Origin of the sequence: Rothia santali (genome assembly GCF_024199905.1) — a bacterium.
GTDB classification, from domain to species: domain Bacteria; phylum Actinomycetota; class Actinomycetes; order Actinomycetales; family Micrococcaceae; genus Rothia; species Rothia santali.
Genome location: NZ_JANAFB010000066.1, coordinates 1 through 8,166, shown reverse-complemented (window position 1 = coordinate 8,166; position 8,166 = coordinate 1). Strand labels below are relative to the sequence as shown.

The following is an 8,166-nucleotide window of genomic DNA, read 5'->3' as shown; positions in this document are numbered from 1 at the left end:
ATCGTCGGTGCCCCTGCGACGGGGCGTTCCACTCCTCACCGTAGGAAGGCGAGCCCCGCCGGGCCAGGGATTCAGCCAGCGGCGTGAGCCGGTTGCCCCGCCCCGGCCCCGGGCCTTGAATGGCGGGGGGAGCAGGACCAAGCGGCCGGGGGGGGGCCGGGGGGAGGGCCGGCGCCCGCCTCGGGAGCCGGGGGACGTCCCGGCGGTTGTTCGGCAGCATGGTCAGCACGAAGGAGGGCCCGCCGATGATCAGCAGGTCCGCGGTGGAGTACTGCCGCGGCAGGAACGGGAACGTCCACGCCAGCAGCCCCAGCGTCACGCCCATCAGGACCGCGAAGCTGGTCTTGGTCAGGAAGAGGTGGGTCACCCGCTCGATGTTGGCGATGATCTTGCGTCCCTCGGCCATGACCGAGGGCAGCCGCGAGAACCTCCCGTCCAACAGCACCAGGCGGGAGACGGCCTTGGTCGCGGGGGCGGCGTTGCCCATCGCGATGCCGAGGTCGGCGTGCTTGAGGGCCAGCGCGTCGTTGATGCCGTCACCGGTCATCGCGACGACGCGGCCGGCCTCGCGCAGGCCCAGCACCATGTTCTTCTTCTGGTGCGGGGAGACCCGCCCGAAGACGTGGTGCTCCAGCGCGACCCGCACCAGCTCTGGCCCCTCCTCCGGCAGGGCCGAGGCGTCCACGGCCCCGCCCTCCGCGTCCATGCCGGCCCGGCGCGCGGCGGCGGTGACGGTGGCGGGGTTGTCCCCGGAGAAGACCTTGAGGTCGATGCCCTGCGCCGTGAAGAACGCGAGCGTCTCCTCGGCGTCGGCGCGGACCTGCTCGCGGAAGACGACGAGCAGCCGCGGCTCGTGCTCGGCGGGCAGGCGCTGGGCGGGGCGGCCGTCCTCGCCCAGCACCAGGTGCCGGGCGTGCGCCAGGACCATGACGCGCTGCCCCTGCGCGGCGATCTCGGTGGCCCGGCACAGGTCCGGGCCGCCGGCCGGCAGCAGCACCTCGGGCGCGCCGAGCAGCCACGCCCCGCTGGTGCCGAACTCGACGCCGGAGAATCGGTTGGCGGAGGAGAAGGCCAGGATGCGGGCGGGCTCCTCGGCCGGCGGCTCGGGGAATCCCTCGGCGAGGGCGGCGGCCGTCGGGTTCGCGTGGGGGTCGGCGCCGAACCAGGCCAGCGCCGCGGCGGCCGCGGCGTCGTCGGCCCCGGGCCCCAGCGGGTGGGTCCGGTCGAAGGCGACGCCGCCCTCGGTCAGGGTCCCGGTCTTGTCGAAGCAGACGGTGTCCACCCGGGCCAGCACCTCGACCGCGGGCTGCTCCTGGATCAGCACCTCGTCCCGCGCGAGGCGGACCGCGGCGATCGCGAAGGAGATGGTGGTCATGAGCGCGAGCCCCTGCGGCACCATCGAGGCCACCGAGGAGACCGCGACGACGAGCGCGTCCTCCCAGGCGCCGTCCGCGAACGCCCGGTGCCACCCGCCGACCGCCTGCATCTGGCCGTTGAGGACCACGAGGATGATGGGGATCAGCGCGATCGAGATCCACCGCACCACGCGCTCCAGCGCGGCGCGCAGCTCCGAGGCGATCGGGCTGAACTGGCGGGCCTCCTGGGCCAGCCTGGAGGCGTGGGAGCGGTCGCCGACGGCGGTCACCCGCACCCGGCCGGACCCGCCGGTCACGCTCGAGGCGGAGAGCACGCGGTCGCCCGGCTGCTTGACCACGGGATCGTTCTCGCCCGTCAGCATCGACTCGTCGAGGTCCAGGCCGTCGGCGGCGAGCACCGTCGCGTCGGCCGGGACCTGGTCGCCGCGGGAGAGGACCAGGACGTCGTCGAGCACGATGTCCTCGAGCCGGACCTCCACGATCCGGCCCGCGCGCAGCACCCGGGCCGGGTCCCGGCGCAGCAGGGCGATCCGGTCCAGCTGCCGCTTGGCCGAGAACTCCTGGACGAAGCCGATGACGATGTTGCTGAGGGCCGCGAGCGAGAAGAGCAGGTCCAGCCAGCGGCCCAGGACGATGATGACCGCGGCGCACAGGCCGAGCACCAGGTTGAACAGGGTGAACAGGTGGGTCCGCACGATGGCCCAGACGCTGCGCGAGGTGGTGTCCGGCTGGCGGTTGGTCAGCCCCAGCTCGCGGCGCTCGGCGACCTGCGCCTCGGTGAGGCCCGTGCGGGCGAGCGCCTCGTGGTCGAGCTGCTCCAGCTCCGCGGCGGCGTCCCTGGTCCGTGCGGGCATGGGTCTCCTCGGGGCGGGTCGGCGCGGTCGGTTCGCCTCCATCTTAGGCGGGGGCCCGGGGCGGGCGGGGTAGCGCCAGCTGTAGTCTTCGCCTCGGGATGGCCGGAGCGGCGGCGCCCCGCGACGGATGGCGCGGCAGGCCCGCACCGCCCGCGACGTTCGGGTGGGCAGGGGGATACGTTCGTCCCGGCACTCGGCGTGGGGAGGCCCGGACGCAGAGCGGGCCCCCTCCGGTGGAGGGGGCCCGCTCTGTGCGGCGGCGGGGCCGCGTCTCGTCGGGGGGGACGGGAGCGCCCCGCCCCGCGCTACCCGAAGTGCCGGCGCAGGGTGCCCTCGTGGGCCGCGCGCAGCTCGGCGAGGTCCAGCGAGAACTCGCCCTGGACGTCCAGCGCGCCGTTCTCCGCGTCGACGACGCCGATCCGGGCGAACGCGAAGCCGCGCGCGGTGCACATGTCCTTGAAGCGGACCTCCTCGGTGCGGGGCACGGCCGCGACGGCGCGCGCCTGCGACTCGGAGAACAGCATCGTGAAGGCGTCCACGCCGTCGCGCTCGGCGACCTCGCCCAGCCCGATCCGGGCGCCGACGCCGAAGCGCAGGCACGCCTCGGACAGCGTGGCCGCGAGCCCGCCCTGGGCGACGTCGTGCGCCGAGTCCACGATCCCGTCGCGGGACATGTTCACCAGCAGGTCGCCCAGCAGCCGCTCGGCGGCCAGGTCGACCTTCGGCGGCAGCCCGCCCAGGTGGCCGCGCACGCGCGCCCACTCGGAGCCGTCCAGCTCCTCGGCGGTCTCGCCGAGCAGGTAGATCGCCTGCCCGTCCTGGCTCGCCTCCCAGCCGGAGGGGGTGCGGCGGGCGACGTCGTCGAGCACGCCCATCATGGCCACGACCGGGGTCGGGTTGATGGCCTGCCCGCCGGTCTGGTTGTACAGCGAGACGTTGCCGCCGGTCACGGGGACGCCCAGCTCCATGCAGCCGTCCGCCAGGCCGCGCACGGCCTCGGCGAACTGCCACATGATGGCCGGGTCCTCGGGGGAGCCGAAGTTCAGGCAGTCCGAGACCGCGACCGGGCGGGCGCCGCTGGTGGCGACGTTGCGGTAGGCCTCGGCGAGCGAGGCCCGCGCCCCCTCGTACGGGTCGAGGTAGGCGTAGCGGGGGTTCGCGTCGGTGCTGAGGGCGACGCCGAGGCCGGTCTCCTCGTCCACGCGGACCACCCCGGCGTCGTCGGGCTGGGAGAGCGCGGTGTTGCCCTGGACGTAGCGGTCGTACTGGTCGGTGACCCAGTCCTTGGAGCACAGGTTGGGGGAGGCCATGAGCTCCAGGACGGCGGCGCGCAGGGCCTTGCCGGAGGGGCGGTCCGCGTCGGCGTCGGAGCCGGCGAAGCGGTCGGCCTGGACGGCGTCCTGCCACTCCGGGCGGGCCAGCGGGCGCTCGTAGGTGGGGCCCTCGTGCGCCACGGTGCGGGGGTCGACGTCGACGATGATCTCGCCGTCCCACTCGATCGTCAGCCGCCGGGAGTCGTTGACCTCGCCGAGCACCGAGTACTCGACGTCCCACTTGCGCATCGCTGCCTCGAAGGCGCCCATGTTGGCCGGGGAGACCACGGCCATCATGCGCTCCTGCGACTCGGACATCAGGATCTCGCCCGGGGTCAGGGAGGGGTCGCGCAGCAGGACCTTGGTCAGGTCCACGTGCATGCCGCCCTCGCCGTTGGAGGCCAGCTCCGAGGTCGCGCAGGAGATGCCCGCGGCCCCGAGGTCCTGGATGCCCTCCACGATCGAGCCCTTGAACAGCTCGAGGCAGCACTCGATGAGCACCTTCTCCGCGAAGGGGTCGCCCACCTGCACGGCCGGGCGCTTGGAGGGCTTCGAGTCGTCGAAGGACTCGGAGGCCAGCACCGAGGCGCCGCCGATCCCGTCGCCGCCGGTCCGGGCGCCGAACAGGACCACCTGGTTGCCGACCCCGGAGGCGTTGGCCAGCCGGATGTCCTCGTGGCGCATGACGCCCACGGCCAGCGCGTTGACCAGCGGGTTCGCCTGGTAGCAGGGGTCGAACTCGACCTCGCCGCCCACGTTGGGCAGGCCCAGCGAGTTGCCGTAGCCGCCCACGCCCGCGACGACGCCATGCACCACGCGCGCGGTGTCCGGGTGGTCGATCGCGCCGAAGCGCAGCGGGTCCATCACGGCCACCGGGCGGGCGCCCATCGAGATGATGTCGCGGACGATGCCGCCCACCCCCGTCGCCGCGCCCTGGTACGGCTCGACGTAGGAGGGGTGGTTGTGGGACTCGATCTTGAAGGTCACGGCCCAGCCGTCGCCGATGTCGGTCACGCCGGCGTTCTCGCCGATCCCGACCATCAGGTCCTTCTTCATCTCCTCGGTGACCTTCTGGCCGAACTGCCTCAGGTGCACCTTGGAGGACTTGTAGGAGCAGTGCTCGGACCACATGACCGAGTACATGGCCAGCTCGGCCGCGGTGGGCCGGCGGCCCAGGATCTTCTTGACGTCGTCGAACTCGTTCTCCTTCAGGCCCAGCTCGGCCCAGGGGAGTTCGGTGTCCGGGGTGTCCGCCGCGTGCTCGACGGTGTCCAGGTTGAACTGCTGTTCGGTCATGGGGTGGGGAATCCTTGGGGTTCGGTGCCGCGCGATCAGGCGGAGACGAGCTGGTGGAGCAGGGAGGAGAAGATGCGCAGGCCGTCGGTGCCGGAGCGCATCGCGACGTCGCCGCGGCCGGAGGAGGAGGCGCCGAAGCCGGGCTCCACGGCGTGCTCGGGGTGCGGCATCAGCCCGACGACGTTGCCGCGCGCGTTGGCCACGCCCGCGATCCCGTTGCGGGAGCCGTTGGGGTTCTCGCCCACGTAGCGGAAGACGACGCGGCCCTCGGCCTCGAGTGCCTCGAGGGTCCGGGCGTCGGCCACGTACTGGCCGTCCTGGTTCTTCAGCGGCACGACGATCTCCTCGCCGGCCTCGAAGTCCGCGGTCCACGGCGTCGCGGTGCTCTCGACCGCCAGGCGCTGGTCGCGGCACAGGAACTTCAGGTGGTCGTTCTTGATCATCGAGCCGGGCAGCAGGTGCGTCTCGGTGAGGACCTGGAAGCCGTTGCAGATGCCCAGCACGGGCAGCGGCGCGGACCCGGAGGTCCCCTCGGCGGTCGCGGCGCGGGCCACCTCGGCCATCATCGGGGCCTTGGCCGCGATGGCGCCGGCGCGCAGGTAGTCGCCGTAGGAGAAGCCGCCGGGGACGACGACGGCGTCGACGTCCCGCAGGTCGGAGTCCTGGTACCACAGGGGCACGGGGGTGCCGCCGGCCAGGCGCACGGCCCGGGCGGCGTCGCGCTCGTCCAGGGTGCCGGGGAAGGTCACGACGCCGACGCGCACCTCGGCGAGCCGGGAGTCGGGGGCGTCCTGCCGCAGGTCGGCAATCAGGGGCGTCTCGAGGGTCACGGGGGGCTGGGCCACGGGGATCAGTCCTCCACGACCGAGACGTCGACGACGTCCTCGATCACCGGGTTGGACAGCAGCTCCTCGCCGGCGCGGCGCGCCTCGGCCAGGTGGGCCTCGGTGACCTCGCCCTCGACGGTCAGCTCGAAGCGCTTGCCCTGCCGGACGCCGGCGAAGCCGTCGATGCCGATCTGGGGCAGCTCGCGGGCGATGGCCTTGCCCTGGGGGTCGAGGATCTCTGGCTTGGGCATGACGTCAACGATGATGCGGGGCATCCGGGCTCCTGTTACGCGGTGGGGGTGTCCAAGTGCGCGCGGGAGCGGGTGCCGTCTCACGCCGGGATGCGGGATCCGGGACGCTCCGCGAGCTTGCCCGACCAGTCTACCCGGCCCGGGGTCCGACGCCGACCGGGCCCGGCCGCGGCGCACGGGGAGCCGCCGGCCGGGCGGCTCAGGACCCCGCGATCGACGCCGGCCGGGCCGGGTCCACCACGGCGTGGGGGTCGAAGAAGCCGTGCAGCACGTCGTTCTTCCCCTCGATCGCGGCCTTGAGGCTGATCCCGTCCACGTTGATGCGGGCCTGCCGCAGGTAGCGGTCGCCGTACTGGTTCCAGGCCGGGGTGCTCGCATCCACGTTGAAGAACGAGTTGAACCCCTCGGCCTTGAAGAACGCGAACTTGGGGTTCGCGTCGGTGTAGGGCTCGGGCCCGGCGATGTCCGCGCCGAAGGGGTAGATCAGCAGGTCGGTCTTGCCGATGATCGGCTCGACCTCGGCCTTCCACTTGCCCATGTCCTCCTGCAGCGTGCCCACCGGCATCTCGGTGCAGTTGAGGTGGCCCCAGGTGTGGCAGGAGAACTCCCAGCCGTCGGCCTTCATGGCGTCGGCGACCTCGGTGGCGGTTTGCTTGTCCTGTTCCAGGTCGGGGTTCTCGTCCCGGTACCCCAGGTCGGAGGTGCGGTAGCCCAGGACGCCGTTGTACCCGGTCATCGCGATGACGCCCTTGCGCCCGTGCGGGGAGAAGTCCGGGTGGTCCGCGACGAAGCGGTCCAGGACGGGGACGTAGTCGAACTCGCCCTGCTCGGTCTTGCCGGCGGCGTCGGTGTAGGTGGTGGTCACCTGGTCGTCGTCGTCCAGGGCCACGTTGTCCGCGAAGCCGTCGCCCTCCATGTACTCGTAGTAGGAGAGGTCGTCGAAGGACAGGACCAGGGGGGTCTTGCCGACGGGGACCTCGAGCGGCTTGGAGACCACCGCGCCGCCGGGGGCGACGTCGTAGATGTCGTGGGGGCTGACCAGCACGTAGCCGCGGTCGTAGACGTGCTGGAGGAAGGTCTCGAACTCGTCCATGGTGGCCATGTAGTCGAGGTAGCCGGCGGCGTCCTCGTCGCCGTCGAAGGCGCGGTCGGTGTCCACCACGAGGGAGTGGAAGAACAGGTGGGGGACGGTGGTGTTGTCCTCCCAGACGGTCATCTCGTAGGTCGGCGTCGGCTCCGGGGTCGGGGTGGGAGTCGCCTCGGGGGTGGGCGACTCCGCCGTCGTCGAGCCGGTCTCCTCCTGCTGCGAGCTGCACGCGCCCAGCAGGACGGCGCCGAGCCCGGCGGAGGAGGAGAGGAGGATGGTGCGGCGGCTGAGGGGCACGAGGAGGACTCCCGGGTCGGGTGCGAGGGGCAATGACCCACACCACGCTAGGGCAGTCGCCCCGTTTGTCACCTCCTCCGGAGGTATCTGACGCGAAGGTTACGCAGCGGTACGCGTCCGGGGGCGGCGGGGCCGCGCACGCCGGGGCGCGGGCTTCGGTCGTTCGACGCGAACGGGAGCGCGGACGAGGGCCCAGACGCAGGCACAGGCGGCGGTCGCTCGGCCGCCGGGAGGGGCTCAGGAGGAGGCCGCCCCCGCGTCGATCCGCTCCAGGAGGCGCCGGCGCAGCTCGACGGAGCGGGCCGCGAAGCCCCGCTGCATCGTGGCGTACTGCTTCTTGCCCGCGGCGGTCTCCACCGCGATCGGCTCGTAGCCCCACGCCCGCAGGTCGTAGGGGGCCGCCCGCATGTCCATCTCCCGGACCTGCCAGGCCAGCTCGAAGGCGTCCATGACCAGCCCGGAGTCCACCAGGGGCAGCAGCTTGTAGGCCCACTTGTAGACGTCCATGTTGGCGTGCAGGCAGCCGGGCTGCTCCAGGTTCCGCTGCAGCTCGCGGGTCGGCTGGACCTCGTTGCGCGCGACCGCCTGCGGCTGGAAGAACCGGAAGGCGTCGAAGTGGGTGCAGTGGATGCGGTGGGACTCCACGACCTCGTCGGTGCCGTCCGGGCCCAGCCGCAGCTCGAGGTGCTCGTGGCGGATGTCGTTGTCCTCCGAGCGGTAGGCCATCGCCCACTCGTGCATCCCGAAGCAGCCGAAGTTGCCGGGCTTGGCCGCGGTCCGGGAGAGGATCTCGCGGGTGAAGTCCACGGCGGGGGCGCGGCGGTCCAGGAAGGCCCCGACGTCGACGGTCGCGGCGGTCCCCGCC

General features: G+C 72.8%; 5 protein-coding genes and 1 pseudogene. All 6 read right to left on the bottom strand.

The window, feature by feature from the left end:
- Window positions 1-2,230: HAD-IC family P-type ATPase (locus NBM05_RS14865; RefSeq protein ID WP_254169042.1), on the bottom strand; the 2,230-nt coding region annotated here is incomplete at its 3' end.
- Window positions 2,231-2,535: 305 nt separating this feature from the next.
- Window positions 2,536-4,839, bottom strand: a complete 2,304-nt coding sequence (purL, locus tag NBM05_RS14860; protein WP_254169040.1) for a phosphoribosylformylglycinamidine synthase subunit PurL — start codon at window positions 4,837-4,839, stop codon at window positions 2,536-2,538.
- A 35-nt stretch (window positions 4,840-4,874) separates the two neighbouring features.
- Window positions 4,875-5,684, bottom strand: a complete 810-nt coding sequence (gene purQ, locus NBM05_RS14855; protein ID WP_373689350.1) for a phosphoribosylformylglycinamidine synthase subunit PurQ — start codon at window positions 5,682-5,684, stop codon at window positions 4,875-4,877.
- Window positions 5,685-5,689: 5 nt separating this feature from the next.
- Window positions 5,690-5,941: a phosphoribosylformylglycinamidine synthase subunit PurS gene (gene purS / locus NBM05_RS14850; RefSeq protein WP_254169038.1), complete on the bottom strand. Its 252-nt coding sequence runs from the start codon at window positions 5,939-5,941 to the stop codon at window positions 5,690-5,692.
- Window positions 5,942-6,116: 175 nt separating this feature from the next.
- A complete protein-coding gene (locus NBM05_RS14845; protein WP_254169036.1) occupies window positions 6,117-7,334 on the bottom strand; it encodes a polysaccharide deacetylase family protein in 1,218 nt (405 codons plus the stop codon).
- Between the two features lie 204 nt (window positions 7,335-7,538).
- A pseudogene (locus NBM05_RS14840) lies at window positions 7,539-8,166 on the bottom strand (3-methyladenine DNA glycosylase); the annotation flags it as partial.